The sequence below is a fragment of the Rhodopseudomonas parapalustris genome, assembly GCF_053772255.1.
Genome location: NZ_JAMKBZ010000015.1, coordinates 55,131 through 74,146, shown reverse-complemented (window position 1 = coordinate 74,146; position 19,016 = coordinate 55,131). Strand labels below are relative to the sequence as shown.

Genomic DNA, 19,016 nt, shown 5'->3' with positions numbered 1-19,016 from the left:
AGGAGCTTCTGGATTGCTTCGCTTCGCTCGCAATGACGAGGAAGCGCTGGTGTAACTACGCCCCGATCGCGATCTTCGGCTCCTCGGCGGCGCGGGCTTTCATCTCGCGCAGCGCGCGGCGGTACTCGACCGGCATCACCTTGCGGAATTTCGGCAAGTAGCTCTTCCAGTTCGCCAGGATGTCCTGGGCGCGCTTGGAGCCGGTGTACTTGGCGTGACGCGAAATCAGCACATGCAGCCGCTCGACGTCGGCGCCGAGCAGATCGGTGAACACATCGACCTTGCCGTGCGCTTCGAGATCGCCGGCCTGATGGAACGCGCCGGCGTTGATCATCTCCTCCGACAGCACCGGCTCGAGCTCGACCATCGCCATGTTGCAGGTCTTGGCGAAGCAGCCGTCCTCGTCGAGCACGTAGGCGACGCCGCCCGACATGCCGGCGGCGAAGTTGCGGCCGGTCTTGCCGAGCACCACCACGATGCCGCCGGTCATGTATTCGCAGCAATGATCGCCGGCGCCTTCGACCACCGCGACCGCGCCGGAGTTACGCACCGCGAAGCGCTCGCCGGCGATGCCGCGGAAGTAGCACTCGCCCTCGATCGCGCCGTACATCACGGTGTTGCCGACGATGATCGACTCTTCCGGAACGATGCCGGAGATCGCCGGCGGCCGGACGATGATCTTGCCGCCCGACAGGCCCTTACCGACGTAGTCGTTGCCTTCGCCTTCGAGATCGAAGGTGATGCCGCGCGCCAGCCAGGCGCCGAACGCCTGCCCCGCGGTGCCCTTGAGGTGGACCTGGATGGTGTCGGCCGGCAGGCCGGCATGGCCGTAGTGCTTCGCCACCTCGCCGGACAGCATCGCGCCGGCGGAGCGGTCGGTGTTGTTGATTTCGATCTCGAACTTCACCGGCGCGCCGCGGTCGATCGCCGCTTGCGACTTGGCGATCAGCTTGCGGTCGAGCACGCTGTCGAGATGATGATCCTGAACTTCCGAGTGGAAGATGGTCTGGCCGTTCTCCGCCTTCTGCTTGAAGAACAGCTTGGAGAAGTCGAGGCCCTTGGCCTTCCAGTGCGCCACCAGAGCGGCCTGATCGAGCATCTGCGACTGACCGACCATCTCGTTGAAGCTGCGGTAGCCGAGGCTCGCCATCAGTTCGCGCACTTCTTCGGCGACGAAGAAGAAGTAGTTGATGACGTGTTCGGGCTGGCCGGTGAAGCGCTTGCGCAGCACCGGATCCTGCGTCGCGACGCCGACCGGGCAGGTGTTGAGGTGGCACTTGCGCATCATGATGCAGCCCGCCGCGATCAGCGGCGCGGTGGCGAAGCCGAACTCGTCAGCACCGAGCAGCGCGCCGATCACGACGTCACGGCCGGTGCGGAAGCCGCCGTCGACCTGGACGGCGATGCGCGACCGCAGCCGCTCGCGCACCAGGGTCTGGTGGGTTTCGGCGAGGCCGATTTCCCACGGGCTGCCGGCGTGCTTGATCGAGGTCAGCGGCGACGCGCCGGTGCCGCCTTCGAAGCCCGAAATGGTGACGTGGTCGGCGCGCGCCTTCGCAACGCCCGCCGCGACAGTGCCGACGCCGATTTCCGACACCAGCTTCACCGAGATCGCGCTCGACGGATTGACGTTCTTCAGATCGTAGATCAGCTGCGCCAGATCCTCGATCGAGTAGATGTCGTGATGCGGCGGCGGCGAGATCAGGCCGACGCCGGGGGTCGAGTGGCGCACCGCCGCGATCGTCGCGTCGACCTTGTGGCCGGGCAACTGACCGCCTTCGCCGGGCTTGGCACCCTGCGCCATCTTGATTTGGATCATGTCCGAATTGGCGAGATATTCGGTCGTGACGCCGAACCGGCCGGAGGCGACCTGCTTGATCGCCGAGCGCATCGAATCGCCGTTGGCCATCGGCTTGAAGCGATCCGCCTCCTCGCCGCCCTCGCCGGTGTTCGACTTGCCGCCGATCCGGTTCATGGCGATCGCCAGCGTAGTGTGCGCCTCGCGCGAGATCGAGCCGAAGCTCATCGCGCCGGTCGAAAACCGCTTGACGATCTCGGCGGCCGGCTCGACTTCAGCGAGCGGCACGGGCTTGCGCCCTTCGGCCTCGGCGCCCTTGATCTTGAACAGGCCGCGCAGCGTCAGCAGCCGCTCCTGCTGCTCGTTGAGCAGCTTGGCGAAGGCGCGGTAGCGCTCCTGCGAATTGCCGCGCACCGCATGCTGTAGCGTGGCGACCGAATCCGCCGTCCAGGCATGATCCTCGCCGCGGGTGCGGTAGGCGTATTCGCCGCCGACGTCGAGCGCGGTCTTGTACACCAGCGCCTCGCCGAACGCGTCGCGATGGCGGCGCACGGTCTCTTCGGCGATTTCGGCGAGGCCGACGCCTTCGATCTGCGAATGGGTGCCGGCGAAGTACTTGGCGATGAAGTCGTGACGCAGGCCGACCGCGTCGAAGATCTGCGCGCCGCAGTACGACTGGTAGGTCGAGATGCCCATCTTGGACATCACCTTGAGCAGGCCCTTGCCGATCGACTTGATGTAGCGCTTGACGATCTCGTAGTCGTCGAGCTTGGCCGGCAGCCGGTCCTTGAGCGCGATGATGGTCTCGAAGGCGAGATACGGATTGATCGCCTCGGCGCCGAAGCCGGCCAGGCAGGCGAAGTGATGCACTTCGCGCGGCTCGCCCGACTCGACCACCAGACCGACCGAGGTACGCAGGCCGGTGCGGATCAGGTGATGATGCACGGAAGCGCAGGCCAGCAGCGCCGGGATCGGAATCCGATCGGCACCGGCGGCGCGGTCGCTCAGGATGATGATGTTGACGCCGTCACGCACCGCGGATTCGGCACGGGCGTTGAGGTCATCGAGCACCTGCTCCATCGCGGAGGCGCCGAGCGCCGAATGGAAGGTGGTGTCGAGCGTGCGCGACTTGAAGTGCGAATCCCCGATCTCGGAGATCGAGCGGATCTTCTCGAGATCGCCGTCGGTGAGGATCGGCTGACGCACTTCGAGACGCTTGGTGCCGGCGAGCCCTTCGGTGTCGAACAGGTTCGGCCGCGGCCCGATGATCGACACCAGGCTCATCACCAGTTCTTCGCGGATCGGATCGATCGGCGGATTGGTGACCTGGGCGAAGTTCTGCTTGAAGTAGGTGTAGAGCAGCTTCGGCTTGTCCGACAGCGCCGACAGCGGGGTGTCGTTGCCCATCGAGCCCGAGGCTTCCTCGCCGGTCGACGCCATCGGTGTCAGCAGGATCGAGATGTCTTCCTGGGTGTAGCCGAACGCCTGCTGCCGATCGAGCAGCGGCAGGTTGGAGCGCTGGCCCTTGACCGGCGCTTCCTTCAGCTCTTCGAGCACGATCTGGGTGCGATGCAGCCAGTCGGCATAAGGATGGCTGGCGGAGAGCTGCGCCTTGATCTCTTCGTCCGGAATCAACCGGCCCTGCTCGAGATCGACCAGCAGCATCTTGCCGGGCTGCAGCCGCCACTTGGTGACGATCTGGTCTTCCGGAATCTTCAGGACGCCCATTTCGGACGCCATCACGATGCGGTCGTCCTTGGTGACGAGATAGCGCGCCGGGCGCAGGCCGTTACGGTCGAGCGTGGCGCCGATCTGGCGGCCGTCGGTGAAAGCGAGCGCGGCGGGGCCGTCCCACGGCTCCATCAGCGCAGCGTGATACTCGTAGAAGGCGCGGCGCTTCTCGTCCATCAGCGGGTTGCCGGCCCACGCTTCCGGAATCATCATCATCACCGCGTGCGGCAGCGAGTAGCCACCGCGCACCAGGAATTCGAGCGCGTTATCGAAGCAGGCGGTGTCGCTCTGGCCTTCGTAGGAGATCGGCCACAGCCGGCTGATGTCCTTGCCGTACAGCTCCGAATGCACCGACGCCTGGCGCGCCGCCATCCAGTTGACGTTGCCGCGCAGCGTGTTGATCTCGCCGTTGTGCGCGACCATGCGGTACGGATGCGCCAACGACCAGGTCGGGAAGGTGTTGGTCGAGAACCGCTGATGCACCAGCGCCAGCGCGCTGGCGAAATCGTCTTCGTTGAGGTCGGGATAGTACTTGCCGAGCTGGTCGGCCAGGAACATGCCCTTGTAGATCACGGTGCGGCACGACAGCGACACCGGATAATAGCCGGCAAGGCCACGCTCGCGGCGCTGATAGATCGCGTTCGAGATCGACTTGCGCAGGATGTAGAGCTGGCGCTCGAACTCGTCCTCGGACTTGGCTGCACTGCCGCGGCCGATGAACACCTGCATGTTGGCCGGCTCGGTCGGCTTCACGGTCTCGCCGAGCGAGGAATTGTCGGTCGGCACGTCGCGCCAGCCGAGGAAGGTCAGCCCTTCGGCCTTGATCCGATCCTCGATGATGCTCTTGATCACCTTCCGCCACGACGTCTCGCGCGGCATGAACAGCGCGCCGACGGCGTATTCACCCGGCGCCGGCAGCGAGAAGCCGAGCTCGGTCGCCTTGCGGCTGAAAAAGGCGTGCGGGATCTGCACCAAAATGCCGGCGCCGTCGCCGGCGCGCGGATCGGCGCCGACGGCGCCGCGGTGCTCGAGGTTGCACAGAATGCGCAGCGCATCTCGGACGATCTGATGCGACTTGACGCCCTTGATGTTGGCGATGAAGCCGACGCCGCAGGCGTCCTTCTCGCGCGACAGGTCGTACAGACCTTCGGCCGGCGGACGCCAAGTGTGCTCGCGCGCAGGGGTTTTGACAGCCGAGTCCGCCGTCAGCGCATTGGCAACCATATTTTCGCGCTCGTACTCAGACCCGCTCATCTTCGTCCTCTTCATCCCGGGAGGGGATACACTTCCAGCATCGGCGCACTTCGGACGCTCGCGGCACCCTCCGGGCCACCGCTCGCGCTCCGCGAGCCACGATTTGCGTATTCAGACCCCGGTGTCCATATCGCCCAACGGACAATCAGGTGCCGCGCGCGACGTCAATCGCCTCGCGTGACGCTGCAAACCCCGTGCCGGGCTACCACCGTAAATGAGACAGCGATGCTGTCCTAGCACGACTTTGCCAAATTTTTGTCTAGCACACAAGCGCGCCCACGTCGCCCATTCGATGGTCGGTTGCGCCGGTCCGGGCTCGATTTTGATGGCGCAATGCGGCCCCCGCCGCCGCGGATTCACGACAAATGCGCCGCGTTTGAGCCAACTCCGGGTCAAATTCCCCCGCGAGGCTCCCGCCCGCGCAAGAACGGGGCGGGCGCTGCAGGGAGCTTCGAACCATGAAATTCAAAAGGTGGATGATGTCGGCCGGTCTCGCCGCGACCGCCGCAACCACGGCGATGGCCGATCCGCTGCCGGCCGGCGGCGACGCACGGCCGCCAATCACCAAAGTGTCCGACATTCAGGGCTCTTACGCGGCGATGCCGCCTCCGCCGCCGCGGCGGGAGGTGCGCCGCATGGCGCTGCCGGCCGAGGGGCTCGACGTGCTATCGCCGGACGCGGTCACCCGGGCGGCGCGCGCCGAGGGGTTCGCCCCGCTCGGCTACCCGCGCCAGCGCGGCCTCGTCTACACCATGGCGGTGATCAATCCGGACGGCGACGACGGCCGTCTGGTGATCGACGCCCGCACCGGCCGGCTGGTCCGGTTCATGCCGGCCTGGCAGATGGGCGACCGAATGGAAGAGGTCACGGTCGCCAGCTACGGCCGGATCCAAGGGCTGCCGCGCTTCATCGAACGCAATCCGCCGCGACCGCCGAAACCAGTCGCGCGCCTCGCCAGCAGACCGACCGCGACGCCACTACCGCGGCCGGCACCGCAGCACCCGGCCGGCGACAGGGCCGCGAAAGCCGTCGGCGCCGATGTCGCCAAGGACGCTTCCAAGCCGGTCCTCGATCAGGCCAAGCAGGACGCGGCCAAGAATACCAAACAGGATACCGCGGCAGTGCAGACCCAGCCCAGCGCGGTACCGTCGGCCGCAGGCCCTTCGCGGGTGCAGGCCAAGCCCTCCTCCGCGACCATCCGCCCGACCGAAGCGATGCCGCCGGTGCAGGGACTGGAGTAACCGCCGGTACCGCTCTCCGGCGAGTCGCTCCCGTCAAGGAGAGCATGGTCCTCCCGACAGCAAAGCGCCCCGGTTGCCTGGGGCGCTTGCGTGGTGGCTATGCAGCGAAAGAACGCTTGTGAGTGGGCCGCGCGTTACGCGGCAGCCTTCTCGGAATTATCCGTGACCACCTGCGGAGACGCCTGAGCGCTGATGCTGATCGGAATGCTGCGCGGCTTTTTCGCCTCGGGAATCTCGCGCACGAGATCGACGTGCAGCAGACCGTTTTCGAGGCTGGCGTTCTTCACCGTGACGTAGTCGGCGAGCTGGAATGCCCGCTCGAAGGCGCGCGCGGCGATACCGCGATACAGCACTTCGGCCTTGGCGGCCTCTTCACCGCCCTTCTCGCCCTTGATGGTCAGCGTATTCTCCTTGCTGACGATCGACAGTTCGGACGGAGAGAATCCCGCGACCGCAACAGTGATGCGATACGCATTCTCGCCGGTCCGCTCGATGTTGTAGGGCGGATAGCCGGGCGCCGCCGCATCCGCAGCGGTCTGGTCGAGCAGATTGAACAGGCGGTCGAAACCGATGGTCGAACGATAGAACGGGGTGAGATCGAAGCTACGCATGGTCAAAGTCCTCCTAGAAGCGACTATGTGACGACCCGCCCGCCATCGGGCCGGGCCTCGTCCGTACAGCCTGAGAAGTCAGTTCCTGACCCCTTGGTGTGGCCTGCACGGAGATGATATGGGAGGGGTGTTTCGGGGTTCAAGAGGGGTCCCGAGGCCGTTCGCGCCCGCCGACTTCATTCAGATTTCCAGGCATTTGCGCTCACCCGGACCCGATTCATGACGCTCGTCTCGACTCCTGCCAATCCGGTGCCCGAAGACGCCGTCTCCGGTTTCATCAAGACGCCCGACGGCGTGCAGCTCCGCTTCGCGCGATGGGAGCCGACAGGGCACCGCAAGGGCACCGTGTGCATCTTCACCGGGCGCACCGAACAGATCGAGAAGTACTTCGAAACGGTGCGCGACCTGCGCGGTCGCGGCTTTGCGGTCGCGGCGCTCGATTGGCGTGGCCAGGGCCATTCGGAACGCCGGCTGCGCGATTATCGCAAGGGCTATGTGCGCAACTTCGCCGACTTCGAAATCGACGTCGAAACCTTCGTCCGCGAGGTCGTGCTGCCCGACTGCCCGCCGCCGCATTTCGCGCTGGCGCATTCGATGGGCGGCGCGGTGATGCTGCGTATCGCCCGCTCCGGCAAGCGCTGGTTCGACCGCATGGTCCTGTCGGCGCCGATGATCGATCTCGCCGGCAACACCACCGCACTACCGATCAGGCTGCTGCTGCGCGCGATGCGGCTGGCGGGCCAGGGTGGTCGCTACGTGCCCGGCGGCAACGACGTGCTCGCCAACACCGAGCCGTTCGCCGGCAACAAGCTGACCTCGGACCCGCTGCGCTACGCCCGCAATGCCGCGATCGTCACCGAGGACCCGACCCTCGGCCTCGCCTCGCCGACCGTTGCCTGGGCCGATACCGCGCTCCGCGCCATGCACGCCTTCAAGGCGACCCACTACCCGTCGCAGATCCGGCAGCCGATCCTGATGGTCGCGGCCGGCATGGACAGCGTGGTGTCGACGCCGGCGATCGAAGAGTTCGCCTACCATCTGCGCGCCGGTTCGCATCTGGTGATCCCCGGCGCCAAACACGAAATCCTGCAGGAGCAGGATCGCTACCGCCAACAATTCTGGGCGGCATTCGATGCTTTCGTACCGGGGACGCCGTCGTTCTGATGTGACAATCTGTCCCGATCGAGGCCTCGCGCCGCGTTTCGGAACTTCACACATCCGCCTTGGTTGCAGGTTGCAAGACCGTCCGATGTCGCCTCCCGTACCCTCTCGAAAGATCTCCCGACCATGAAAATCCGCAAAGCCGTCTTCCCGGTCGCCGGCCTCGGCACCCGCGTTCTCCCCGCCACCAAGGCGATGCCGAAGGAGATGCTGACCATCGTCGACAAACCGCTGATCCAGTACGTCGTCGACGAAGCGCGGGAAGCCGGCATCGAGCACTTCGTATTCGTCACCGGCCGCAACAAAGGCATGATCGAGGATCACTTCGACCGCCAGTTCGAGCTCGATGTGACGCTGGAGAAGCGCAACAAGAAGAGCGAGATGGAAATCCTGGCGCGCGACCAGCCGGAGGCCGGCGCGATGAGCTTTACGCGGCAGCAGGCGCCGCACGGCCTCGGCCACGCGGTGTGGTGCGCCCGCGACATCGTCGGCAACGAGCCGTTCGCGGTGGTGCTGCCGGACGAACTGGTGCTCAACACCCCGGGCTGCCTGAAGCAGATGATTCAGGCCGCCGAGAAGCTCGGCGACAAGGCCAACGTCATCGCGGTGGAGGAAGTGCCGGCCGACAAGACCCATCAATACGGCATCTGCGGCGTCGGCAAGCGCGACGGCAAGATGTTCGAGATCGACGGCATGGTGGAGAAGCCGGCGCCCGGCACCGCGCCCTCGAACCTGTCGATTTCCGGGCGCTACATCCTGCAGCCGGAAATCTTCCAGATCCTGGCGACGCAGGAGCGCGGCGCCGGCGGCGAAATCCAGCTCACCGACGCGATGATCGGGCTGTCGAAGACGCAGAAATTCTACGGCGTCGAATTCGAGGGCGAGCGCCACGATTGCGGCTCAAAGGCCGGCTTCCTGCGCGCCAACATCGCATTCGCGATGCAGCGCGCCGATCTGCGCGCCGGCCTGATCGACGACATGAAGCGCTATCTGGAGAAGTGATCCCGTTCCGCCGAGGCGCGGCGGCAGAGGTTACGCAACCAGCGTAACCTCGCAGCGCCCGCCGACGACGCAGCGATTGCGGCCGAGCTCCTTGGCGGCGTACAGCGCGCGGTCGGCGGATTCGACCAGATCGTGCCAATGCTGGGAAGCGGTGGGCGTGGTGCTGGCGACGCCGATCGAGACGGTGACGCCGCCTTCGACGTTCGACCATTGCTCGACCTTGCGCCGGATGGTTTCGGCGACGGACGCGGCGGCCGGAGCGCTCAGCCCGGGCAGCAGCACGGCGAACTCCTCGCCTCCGAACCGCGACGCGCAGTCGCTGGCGCGCTGCACGGTGTCGGCGATGCAGACGGCGATGCCGACCAGCATCTGATCGCCGGCCTGATGGCCGAACCTGTCGTTGAAGGCCTTGAAGTGATCGGCGTCGATCATCAGCAGTGCGATCGGGCTGGCCTGACGAAGAGCTCTGCGCCATTCGTTATCGACTGCGGCGTCGAACTTGCGGCGATTGGTGAGCCCGGTCAGCGGATCGGTGGTGGCGAGCTCCTCGAGCCGGCGTTCGGCCTGAGCACGCCGATCGATCTCGCCGATGAAGAACACCGTGACGGCGGCGACGAAGGTGGCGAGCACCAACAGCGCGATGCCGATCCAGACCGCTTCCCGACGCCACATCGCATAGATGTCGTCCCACGACTTCGCCACCAGCACCACCAGCGGCTTGGTGCTGTCGCTCCAGACGAACATCCGCTTGACGCCGTCCAGCGTTCCGGCGCCCGCGAACGAGCCGCTGCGGCGTTCGAACATCTTCTGAACGCCGGGCGTGAACATCATGTTCTTACCGATCAGTTCCGGCGTCAGCGGCGCGCGCGTCATCAGCGTGCCGTCATGGGCCAGCACCGCGATCATGTCGTGCGGCTGCAGCCGCAGGCGTTTGAACAGGTCCTGGAAGTAGCCGAAGCTGATCGAGCCCGCGACGACACCGAGGAACGTGCCGTCGGAGCCGCTGACCCGGCGGCTGACGATCACGGAATAAACGCCGTCGAGCTGCTGCGGCTTGCCGATGAACAGCCCGAGCTTCGGGTCGTCACGGTGCGCCACGAAGAAGCGCTGATCGGCCCTGTTCTCCGCGGCAGGATTCGGAGCTGCCGAGTCGCGGGTCAGATTGCCGTGCTGATCGTAGATCCGGATCGCGCCGAAATGCGGCGCCACGATCGAATGATCGAACAGGATCAGCCGGGCGATTGCCGGATCGACCGAGGTCAGCTCGGGCAGCAACAGTTTGCCGGCGACCGTCCGCAGCGCCGAATCGTACAGTTCGAGATTGCGGTCGATGTCGGCATCGATCGAGACCGCCAGATTTTCCAGTGTCTGCCGGGCCAGATCCTCGGCACTGCGCCGCATGTCGATCAGCACGCTGCCGCACACCGCCGAAAACCCCAGCACGGTGATCATCGAGAACACCACCATCAGCCGCGCCGACATGCGTCGGCGGCGGCGGATTTCTCTTCTGAGGGTGTCGAGAAGACCGTGCGTGTCCATCACCGCAAGTTCCACGCAATGTCTTGCGGAGCGCTTAAGTTGCGCTATTGACGTAACGTGGGGTTAACGGGCGCTTTCACCTTGGGCCGTATGTATTGCCCGGCGAACGCACCTCGCTCGCACCACACTATCCGTCCGTGTCCGCTCCTCCGACCAACGTTGACGCTCCCGATGAAGAACTTCGACCCGTTACGCGACTACCTTGCTCAGCAAACCGCGCCGGAGCTGGTGCTGCGGATGGACGAGATCGAAGAGATGCTCGGCTTCGACCTGCCGCGCGCGTCGCAACGTGCCGCCTGGTGGGATTCGACCTATGCGCCGGACGAGCACATGCCGCAGCGCGAAGCGTGCCTGGCTGCCGGCTATATCGCCACCCGGCTGCCGGACGGCTCCGGGGTGCGGTTCAGGCGGATGAAGGCCGACCGTTCGCGCTGGCGCGGCTGACGACACTCGGCGGCGACCGCCGCACCTCGGGACCGATCCGCCGCGCGATCGGCATTAATAGATTGCCGCCCCCCGAGTCCTGATGCGGCGGGCGAGGCGGCCGTTCTGGGCCAGCGACCAGCGGACGTCACGAAGAAACGCCGATCCGCAGACTTGTCGCCGCCGTGATTTTTGCCCTGCTGACCGCCGTCCCGGCAAGCGCGCAGACACCACTGAAGATCATGGTGGGCGACATCGACAAGCAGATCTATCTGCCGGCCAAGCTGGTGGGGCTGGTCGCCGAAGGCCTGCTCACCGCGCTGGAGAAGCGGCTGCTGACCTGGCGGCCGGAGGCCTCGGCTCTCAACGATTAGCGGACGACGAAGCCGCCTCCCCGGCGGCATCGAACGACGCCCGCCTCAGTTCTGCAGCCGGACGGTCAGCATCGCCACGGTGGCGTTGTAGCTGCCGCCGACGACGTTGGAATCGAGCTTGTCGTAGCGGAGCTGCCCCTTGACCCACAACGAACGGCTGAGCTTGTAGATCAGATTGCCTTCGACCGAATTGAGCCGGTCGGAGCGGCCGGAACCCTGATAATCGTAGGTCGCGTAGGTGAACCGGCCGATCGCGGTCAACCAGCGGCGGAAATCGTGGTCGACCTCCGCCGTGTAGGTGCGGGTGAACACGCCCGATACGCCGGCCAGCGGCGATTCCGAGATCTGAGTGTCGGCGTTGAACTTCACCGTGGTCAGCGGCGTCACCGTCCACACCAGTGAGGCGGAGGTGAGCAGGCCGCCGAGCTTCTCGAGCCGCGGATCGACGTATCTACGCGCCGCGTAACCGATCGAGATTTCGCCGGTAAGCAGCCGCGTCAGCTCGAAGCTGGTGCCGGCCTTGGCGTAGCCTCCGTCGGAGCCGCGCAGATACTGATAGCGATCGACCGGCACGTCGTGCACCCGGGTGTCACCCTCTATCTCGACGAACGGCTTCAGGCCCGGCTTCAGCTCGTAGCTGACCCGGCCGACGCCGCCGTATTGATTGTAGTTGCGATCCTTGTTGGGGTAGCTGGTGCCGTCGGTGAGCTGCGAGTCCTGATAGACGGTGCGATCGAAATTGCCGACCGCGGTCACCTGCAGGCGATTGAACGTCTGATCGATGCCGCCGGAGAAGCCGGTGGTGGTGAACAGCGGGTATTTGGTGAGCCCGGCCTGGATGTTCGGGCTGCCCGGGTTGTCGGTGCCGACGATCAAACGGCCCTGCCCGATCAGGCGGGTGTCCCGGCTGGCGTCGATACGGCCGTCGACATGGCCGTTGAATTCCGGCCGGTCGAGGCTGATCGGCGCCGGCGACACCGTGCCGGCCGGTGGATAAAAATCGTGGCCGTAGCCGGTAAACGCGCCGCGCAGGTCCGCGACCAGCGCATGCCGCTCCCAGTCCGAGGTGATCATCAGTTCCGGCGCCACCTTGTAGAAGCCGGAACTGCGCGCAGTGTTGGTGCGCGCGGGATTGGAATCGTAACCGCCGCCGACTTCGAGCGCGCCTTTGATCAGGAAGCTGCCGGCATAGTCGCCGACCGCACCGAACGGATCGTCGTCGCGCTTGAGCTGCCGGCGGGTCGGCTGGCCGGGGACGCGGCCGGCGAGCGCAGCCGGCACCGGCGGCTTGGCGGCGGTCTGCGACGGCGGCAACGGGCGCGCCGGCGGCGGGGCCGGGGTGACCATCGGCGATCCGGGCCCGACCGACTTCGGCCGCGGCGCACCGGGGTAATATTTCGGCTTCTGGCGTTTACGGTTGAGCGCGTCATAGGCGACGCCCGCATTATCCGGGTTGGCACTCCCGGATGGCGGCTGCAGCGCCGAGGTCGAACTCGGGCGAAGCTGCGGGCCGCCGTCGTCGTCCTGGGGCTGCGCGAAAACGTTGCGCGCCCGCGACGCCGAGGTGGCCGATGTGCCCGGAGTCGGCCGCAGCGGCAGGTTCTGGGCGGCGACGAAACCACCGCGTTGCGGGTTGAACAGATCGCTCGTCAGGCTCTGCGCTCCCGCCGGAGATGCACTGATCACAGCGAGCGCCAGACATGCGGAGCCGGCGCACAAGCTGGCGCGAGAGCGGCGGCCCGGTGCTGGAGCCCACGTCACGACTATAAAAACTCCAACGAAATCAACATCCTGAACCAGAATGAGGGCGAACACGCCGCTCCTCATCGTTAATGGAGTTAAAACAACTATGGTTAAGGAGCGGTTGAGAACGGCGATGAGCCGGGACTCGCCGCGTCGCATCCCGGCCGGCACCATGCTAGGAAGAGGTCCGGCCGCTTCGCGGCCCATGCCGGAGACCCTGCATGGCACTGTCCAAAACCCGCAGCACGACATTCACCATGAGCGAGCAAGCCGCCGCCGCAATTCCCTCGGCCCTGCGCACCCTGGAAGCCGAAGCCAGCGGCGTCACGGCGCTCGCCGCGGCGCTGCAGTCCGACCTCGGCGGCGCGTTCGGCGCGACCATCGACCTGATCCAGAACGGCAAGGGCCGGCTGATCATCACCGGGCTCGGCAAGTCGGGCCATGTCGGCCGCAAGATCGCCGCCACCTTCGCCTCGACCGGCACGCCAGCGTTCTTCGTGCACGCCTCCGAGGCCAGCCACGGCGATCTCGGCATGATCACCGCCGACGACATCATCCTGGCGCTGTCGTGGTCCGGCGAGCAGCCGGAGATGAAGAACCTGATCAACTACGCCAAGCGCTTCAAGATCGCGCTGGTGGCGATGACCTCCGATCCTGCCTCGACGCTGGCGACCGCCGCCGACGTGTCGCTGACGCTGCCGAAGGCGCGCGAAGCCTGCCCGCACAATCTGGCGCCGACCACGTCGTCGCTGATGATGCTGGCGCTGGGCGACGCACTGGCGATCGCGCTCTTGGAAAGCCGCGGCTTCACCCCCTCAGACTTCAGCGTGCTGCACCCCGGCGGCAAGCTCGGCGCGATGCTGAAATACGCCCGCGATCTGATGCACACCGGCGACGCCATCCCGCTGAAGCCGCTCGGCACCCGAATGTCGGACGCGCTGGTCGAGATGTCCGCCAAGGGCTTCGGCTGCGTCGGCATCATCGACAGCAATGGCCAGATCGCCGGCATCGTCACCGACGGCGACCTCCGCCGGAACATGCGGTCCGACCTGATGACCGCGACGGTGGACGAGGTGATGACCCGCAATCCGAAAACGATCAGCCCGAACCTGCTCGCCGGCCAGACGCTGGAGCTGCTGAACTCCTCGAAGATCACCGCGCTGCTCGTCGCCGAAGGCAAGAAGCCGCTCGGCATCGTGCACCTGCACGACCTGCTGCGGGCCGGGGTGGCTTAAGCATTCGCGCGCCTCAGAGCCTGACTGGAAATGCGGGCAGCTAATTGAGAGGCTTTAATAAGCCGTTCAATTGACGATTAGTTTCGTCATGGCCGGGCTTGTCCCGGCCATCCACGCCTTTCTTGCTGTTTTCGCTGCAAGACGTGGATGCCCGGCACAAGGCCGGGCATGACGGGCTGAAACGAAAGTGCTTGATTTCACTGCCCGCATTTCCGGTCAGGCTCTCAGGATGACTCCGCCTCGCTTGAAAGATCGGAAGAAGGCCTAAACTGCCGCCACTGTCAGCTTCACCCCGTCCGCCGCGACGATCCGCACCCGGCTGCCGGCTGGCGTATCCGGGCCGAACACGCGCCACACGGTATCGTCGATCCGTACCGTGCCGACGCCGCCCTCGATCGGCTTCTCCAGGGTGAATTCGCGGCCGACCAACGCGTCGGTGCGGCGATTGAGAAACGGGTTGGTGGCGTGCGACTCGACCGCGCCGCTGCGCGCCATCCGTCGCCACAGCGGCACCGCGGCGGCTGCGAACAGCGCGAACAGCAGGATCTGGACCTGCCATCCCGGCTCCAGCAGCAGCGCCAACAGCCCGACCAACAGCGCCGCCAAACCAAGCCAGAACAGAAACACGCCGGGCGCGAGCAGCTCCAGCGCCATCAGCACGAAGCCGAAAATCAGCCAGTTCCAGGCGCCGAGCGCGGCGAACAATCCAGCCATGGTCGCGGCCCTGGCTCAGCGCACCGGTGGCGTCGCCGGCCCGGCCGGCGGCACCGAGCCGCGGCGGGCGGCGGCCTGCGCCGAGGCGGCGCTCTCGCCGAAGGTCGCCTTGGCGATCTCGCCGATTCCGGCGAGCGAGCCGAGCATGCTCATCGCCTCGACCGGCAGCATGATCACCTTCTGGTTGGGCGAATCGGCGAGTTGCCCGAACGCCTTGATGTATTTGTCGGCGATGAAGTAGTTGAGCGCCGAGACGTCGCCTTGGCTGATCGCCTCCGAGACCATCTGGGTCGCCCGCGCTTCGGCTTCGGCTGAGCGCTCGCGCGCCTCGGCGTCTCGGAACGCAGCCTCGCGGCGGTCCTCGGCCTGCAGAATCTGCGCCTGCTTGGCACCCTCGGCGCGCAGGATCTCGGACTGGCGCTGACCTTCGGCGGCGAGAATGTCGGCGCGCTTGACGCGCTCCGCCTTCATCTGCCGCCCCATCGCCTCGACCAGATCGGCCGGCGGCGCGATGTCCTTGATTTCGATACGATTGACCTTCAAACCCCACGGCGACACTGCAGCGTCCACCACGCGCAGCAGCCGTTCGTTGATTTCGTCGCGATGCGACAGCACCGCATCGAGGTCCATCGAACCCATTACCGAGCGGATGTTGGTCATGGTCAACACCACGATCGCCTGGTTGAGGTCGGAGACCTCGTAGCTCGCCTTGGCAGCGTCGAACACCTGATAGAACGCAACGCCGTCCACCGTCACGGTGGCGTTGTCCTTGGTGATCACTTCCTGTTCGGGAATTTCGATCACCTGCTCCATCATGTTCACCTTGCGGCCGACACGATCGAAATACGGGATGATCAGATTGAGGCCCGGCGACAGCGTCCGGGTGAACTTGCCGAACCGCTCGATCGTCCAATCGTAGCCCTGCGGCACCGTCTTGACGCCGGCGAACAGCGTCAGGATCACCAGCAGGACGAGAACGATGGAGACCACATCGAACCCGCTGAGATCATAGAACATGCAAACTCTCCTCGCCGGATTTCACTTGTCGTGCGGGCATGGTGATGGGTGCGCCGGTTCGGCGCAACCCTGGTGGGTCGCAGCCGCGGCAATTCAGGTTCGACGATGAAGGATGTGGTCGCGGAAGGCTGTAGCTGATTACAGCCAGCCTTGAAGCTCGCGCAGCACGAGCTGGCGGATCACCTGGATGCCAGCATCGGAATCGTTGAGGCAGGGAATCGCGGTGAACTCCTGGCCGCCGTTCTCCATAAAGATCTCGGCGTTTTCCTGCGCGATCTCTTCCAGCGTCTCCAGGCAGTCGGCGGAGAATCCCGGCATCACCACCGCGATCTTGCGCACGCCCTTGCGGGCCAGCGCCTCGATGGTCTTGTCGGTGTAGGGCTGCAGCCACTGGTCGAAGCCGAACCGCGACTGGAAGGTCAGCAGCAGTTTGTCGTCGGCCAGCCCCATCCGCTCGCGCAGCGCTTCGACAGTGGCGACGCATTGCGCCTGATACGGATCGCCCTTGTCGATATAGGCCTGCGGCATGCCGTGGAACGAAGCGACGATCAATTCCGGCTCGAACGACAGCGTCCCGAGATGCGAATTGATCGAGGTCGCAAGCGCATCGATATAGGCCGGATCGCGATAATACGGCGGCGTCACCCGCAGCGTCGGCTGAGCGCGCAATTCACGCAGCACGCGAAACGCCTGATCGCACACCGTCGCGGAGGTCGCGGCGGAATATTGCGGATACAGCGGCACCACCAGCAGCCGGGAACACCCCTTGGCCACCAGCGCCTCGATCCGGTCGCGCAGCGACGGATTGCCGTAGCGCATCGCCCAATCGACGATCAGATGACCGCGATCCCCCAGCGACGCCGCCAGCTTCTCGGCCTGCCCGCGGGTGATGGTCTTGAGCGGCGATTCGTTCGCCTCGTGGTTCCAGATCTTCTGATAGTCCTTGGCCTTGCGGGCCGGACGGGTGTTCAGAATGATGCCGTTGAGCGCGAGTTTCCAGAACAGCCCCTGGTTCTCGATCACGCGCGGATCCGACAGGAACTCGCGCAGATAGATCCGCACGCCCTTGGTGTCGCAACTGTCGGGGGTCCCGAGGTTGACCAGGAGCACGCCGACCCGCTCCGGCGCGGGCGCCGGGGCGATCGCAGGTCCATGGATCGGTATGATGACGCTCATGTTGCTGCTTGGCTTCGCGCTTTGGCCTATCGTTGTCAAGACGACGCGATGACGGGGCTGCTGTTCAGCCACTGCGGAATCACCGCAGCGGCTCCGTGACGACTACACCATCTACGCACGAAACTCCGTCGAGTTTTGCCGTGACGGTTCAAAAACAGAAATCTGCGGCCTGCTGGTTAAAGACACGTCACACGCTCGGCCGCAACATAGCCTAGGAGAAGTCCGCAGCCGAGCAGCAGCACGAGGCCGGCGGCGCCGAATTCGAGCCCCCGCATCACCAGCATGCCGCCGCCGTCACGCTGCACGGCAAGCTTGCGGGCCAGCCCCTTGGCCGACACCGCCGCCACCGCGATGGTCGCGACCGTGATCGCGGTTCCGAGCCCCATGACGAAGGTGGCGGCGATGCCGGCCCAGAACAATCCCTGGGCCAGCGCGAACACCAGCAGCAAAATCGCGCCGGAACATGGACGGATGCCGACCGTCAGCACCGCACCCAGCCCACGGCGCCAGCCGCCTGGGCCGGCAAGCTCGCTCGGCTCCGGCCCATGCGAATGGCCGCAATGATCGCAGGATTCGCCGGGGCCGTGATGATGGTGATCGCCATGGGCGTGCGCGTGGCTGTGCGCAGGGCCGTGGTCGTGCCCGGGGTGGTGATGATCGTGGTCGTGATGATGGTCATCGGCCGCATGCGCATGCCGGGCGTGGGCATGACCGTGCGCATGATCATGGTCATGCTCGGCCACCCCCGCGGGCACGCCGGCCATCGCCAGTTGCGGCCTGCGGATATTCGCCTGCAGCGCACGGAAGAAGCCGCCGCCCTTGACCCAGACCAGGCGCGCACCGAACAGCGCGATCAGAGCGTAGCTGCCGATCTCGATCGCCCGCTCGGCGCTGCACATCGTGCTGGCGGTGGCGTTGAGCAGCCAGGCGCAAACGCCGACGATCGACACCGCGACGAGCGCCTGCAGCAGCGCCGAAATGAACGACAGCGCGATACCGCGCCGGGCGGTCTCTTCGTTGGCGACCAGATAGGACGAGATCACCGCCTTGCCGTGCCCGGGCCCGGCGGCGTGGAACACGCCGTAGGCGAACGAGATGCCGAGCAATGTCCACACCGCGCTGCCGTCAGCCTTGGCGGCGCGGATCGTCGCCGACATCTGTTTGTAGAATGCCGATTGCTGCGCCAGCAGCCAGCCGACGATGCCACCGGCCTGCGGCTCCGGCGTCCCCTTCGGCGCGCCGAACGGATTGTGGGCGAACGCCGCATGCAGCGTGGCGTCGCCGAGCACGAGCGCGGCGACGCAGACGAACAAGGTGGCAAACGCAAACCGGCGATGAGACGTCATGGGCAGGTCACCGTGATCTTGTTGGCGAACATGGCGCCGTAGTTGGAATTGTCGCCGTTGAGGAAGTTGTCCTCGCTCATCCGTTGAGCCGTCGCGGTGCCGTCGTTGGGGCGCTGGAAGTCGAATTTGCAGCCGGCCGGCGCGCCGACCAGACTGACCGGATTCTTCTCGGCGAAGGAGAAGTCGATGAAGTAGCTCGGGTCGAACACTTCGACCGCCAGCTCGCTGCTCTTCACCGGGGTCTTCAGCGGCAGGAAGAAGTGCAGCGTCAGCACGCTGTCCTTGTAGGACAGATAGTAATCGACCGGCTCGCCGAATTTCTGCTTCTTGCCGCCGACCTTGGCGAAGGTGAAGTAGGCGAAGTCCTTCAGCGACTCGACGTTGGTCTGCGCCAGCGGCGCCAGATCCTCGCGGGTATACACGCCCTTCTCTTTGGTCTCGATGCCCTGCAGGGCGTAGGTCGAGAACATGTCGTCGAACGCCCAGGAATGCCGCACGCCGGTGAACGAGCCGTCCGGCGCATAGACCAGTTCGCTGGTCGAGGTCACCCAGACGTGCGGGTGCGCCTCGGCGGCGCCGATGCCCACCAGGGCCAGCACGGCCGCGATCAGCGCGGAGCGGATAGCGGCGCGGCGCAACAGGCCGATCATG

The 19,016-nt window shown here is 65.8% G+C and carries 15 protein-coding genes; 6 read left to right on the top strand and 9 right to left on the bottom strand.

Going from position 1 to position 19,016, the window contains the following annotated elements:
• Positions 1-55: 55 nt before the first annotated feature.
• Positions 56-4,783: a glutamate synthase large subunit gene (gene gltB / locus M9H71_RS14775; RefSeq protein WP_455405723.1), complete on the bottom strand. Its 4,728-nt coding sequence runs from the start codon at positions 4,781-4,783 to the stop codon at positions 56-58.
• A 458-nt stretch (positions 4,784-5,241) separates the two neighbouring features.
• On the opposite strand from gltB, the gene M9H71_RS14770 reads away from it, so the two are divergent.
• On the top strand, positions 5,242-6,024 hold the full coding sequence (locus M9H71_RS14770) for a hypothetical protein (RefSeq protein WP_455405722.1): 783 nt from the start codon (positions 5,242-5,244) through the stop codon (positions 6,022-6,024).
• Between the two features lie 134 nt (positions 6,025-6,158).
• Here the strand turns inward: M9H71_RS14770 and M9H71_RS14765 are convergent, their stop codons facing one another.
• The gene (locus M9H71_RS14765) at positions 6,159-6,635 is read right to left on the bottom strand and encodes an Hsp20 family protein (RefSeq protein ID WP_455405721.1); all 477 of its coding nucleotides are present in this window, start codon (positions 6,633-6,635) and stop codon (positions 6,159-6,161) included.
• 219 nt (positions 6,636-6,854) lie between these two features.
• On the opposite strand from M9H71_RS14765, the gene M9H71_RS14760 reads away from it, so the two are divergent.
• Both M9H71_RS14760 and galU read left to right on the top strand, forming a co-directional pair.
• The gene (locus tag M9H71_RS14760) at positions 6,855-7,799 is read left to right on the top strand and encodes an alpha/beta hydrolase (protein ID WP_455405720.1); all 945 of its coding nucleotides are present in this window, start codon (positions 6,855-6,857) and stop codon (positions 7,797-7,799) included.
• 123 nt (positions 7,800-7,922) lie between these two features.
• Positions 7,923-8,798 (top strand): UTP--glucose-1-phosphate uridylyltransferase GalU, encoded by an 876-nt coding sequence (gene galU, locus M9H71_RS14755; protein WP_455405719.1) that lies wholly within the window; start codon positions 7,923-7,925, stop codon positions 8,796-8,798.
• Between the two features lie 30 nt (positions 8,799-8,828).
• On the opposite strand, the gene M9H71_RS14750 is transcribed toward galU, so the two are convergent.
• Positions 8,829-10,337 carry a sensor domain-containing diguanylate cyclase gene (locus tag M9H71_RS14750; RefSeq protein WP_455405718.1) on the bottom strand — a complete coding sequence of 503 codons (1,509 nt, stop codon included), beginning with the start codon at positions 10,335-10,337 and terminating at the stop codon, positions 8,829-8,831.
• A 171-nt stretch (positions 10,338-10,508) separates the two neighbouring features.
• On the opposite strand from M9H71_RS14750, the gene M9H71_RS14745 reads away from it, so the two are divergent.
• A complete protein-coding gene (locus M9H71_RS14745) occupies positions 10,509-10,781 on the top strand; it encodes a DUF7662 domain-containing protein (RefSeq protein ID WP_415217442.1) in 273 nt (90 codons plus the stop codon).
• A gap of 164 nt (positions 10,782-10,945) precedes the next feature.
• The gene (locus M9H71_RS14740) at positions 10,946-11,134 is read left to right on the top strand and encodes a hypothetical protein (RefSeq protein WP_455405717.1); all 189 of its coding nucleotides are present in this window, start codon (positions 10,946-10,948) and stop codon (positions 11,132-11,134) included.
• 45 nt (positions 11,135-11,179) lie between these two features.
• Here the strand turns inward: M9H71_RS14740 and M9H71_RS14735 are convergent, their stop codons facing one another.
• Positions 11,180-12,895 (bottom strand): outer membrane beta-barrel protein, encoded by a 1,716-nt coding sequence (locus M9H71_RS14735; protein ID WP_455405716.1) that lies wholly within the window; start codon positions 12,893-12,895, stop codon positions 11,180-11,182.
• 203 nt (positions 12,896-13,098) lie between these two features.
• On the opposite strand from M9H71_RS14735, the gene M9H71_RS14730 reads away from it, so the two are divergent.
• Complete coding sequence (locus M9H71_RS14730) at positions 13,099-14,112, top strand: KpsF/GutQ family sugar-phosphate isomerase (protein ID WP_455405715.1); 1,014 nt, start codon at positions 13,099-13,101, stop codon at positions 14,110-14,112.
• A 264-nt stretch (positions 14,113-14,376) separates the two neighbouring features.
• Here M9H71_RS14730 and M9H71_RS14725 read toward each other — a convergent pair whose 3' ends face one another.
• The 5 genes from M9H71_RS14725 to M9H71_RS14705 form a co-directional block, all read right to left on the bottom strand.
• Positions 14,377-14,826, bottom strand: a complete 450-nt coding sequence (locus tag M9H71_RS14725) for an NfeD family protein (protein WP_455405714.1) — start codon at positions 14,824-14,826, stop codon at positions 14,377-14,379.
• 15 nt (positions 14,827-14,841) lie between these two features.
• Positions 14,842-15,843: an SPFH domain-containing protein gene (locus tag M9H71_RS14720; RefSeq protein ID WP_455405713.1), complete on the bottom strand. Its 1,002-nt coding sequence runs from the start codon at positions 15,841-15,843 to the stop codon at positions 14,842-14,844.
• A gap of 138 nt (positions 15,844-15,981) precedes the next feature.
• Positions 15,982-17,019, bottom strand: a complete 1,038-nt coding sequence (hemH, locus tag M9H71_RS14715; protein WP_455405712.1) for a ferrochelatase — start codon at positions 17,017-17,019, stop codon at positions 15,982-15,984.
• A 176-nt stretch (positions 17,020-17,195) separates the two neighbouring features.
• Positions 17,196-18,365 carry a nickel/cobalt transporter gene (locus tag M9H71_RS14710; RefSeq protein WP_455405711.1) on the bottom strand — a complete coding sequence of 390 codons (1,170 nt, stop codon included), beginning with the start codon at positions 18,363-18,365 and terminating at the stop codon, positions 17,196-17,198.
• The gene (locus M9H71_RS14705; protein WP_455405710.1) at positions 18,362-19,015 is read right to left on the bottom strand and encodes a DUF1007 family protein; all 654 of its coding nucleotides are present in this window, start codon (positions 19,013-19,015) and stop codon (positions 18,362-18,364) included. The genes M9H71_RS14710 and M9H71_RS14705 overlap by 4 nt, the downstream gene beginning before the upstream one ends.
• Between the last annotated feature and the right edge of the window lies 1 nt (position 19,016).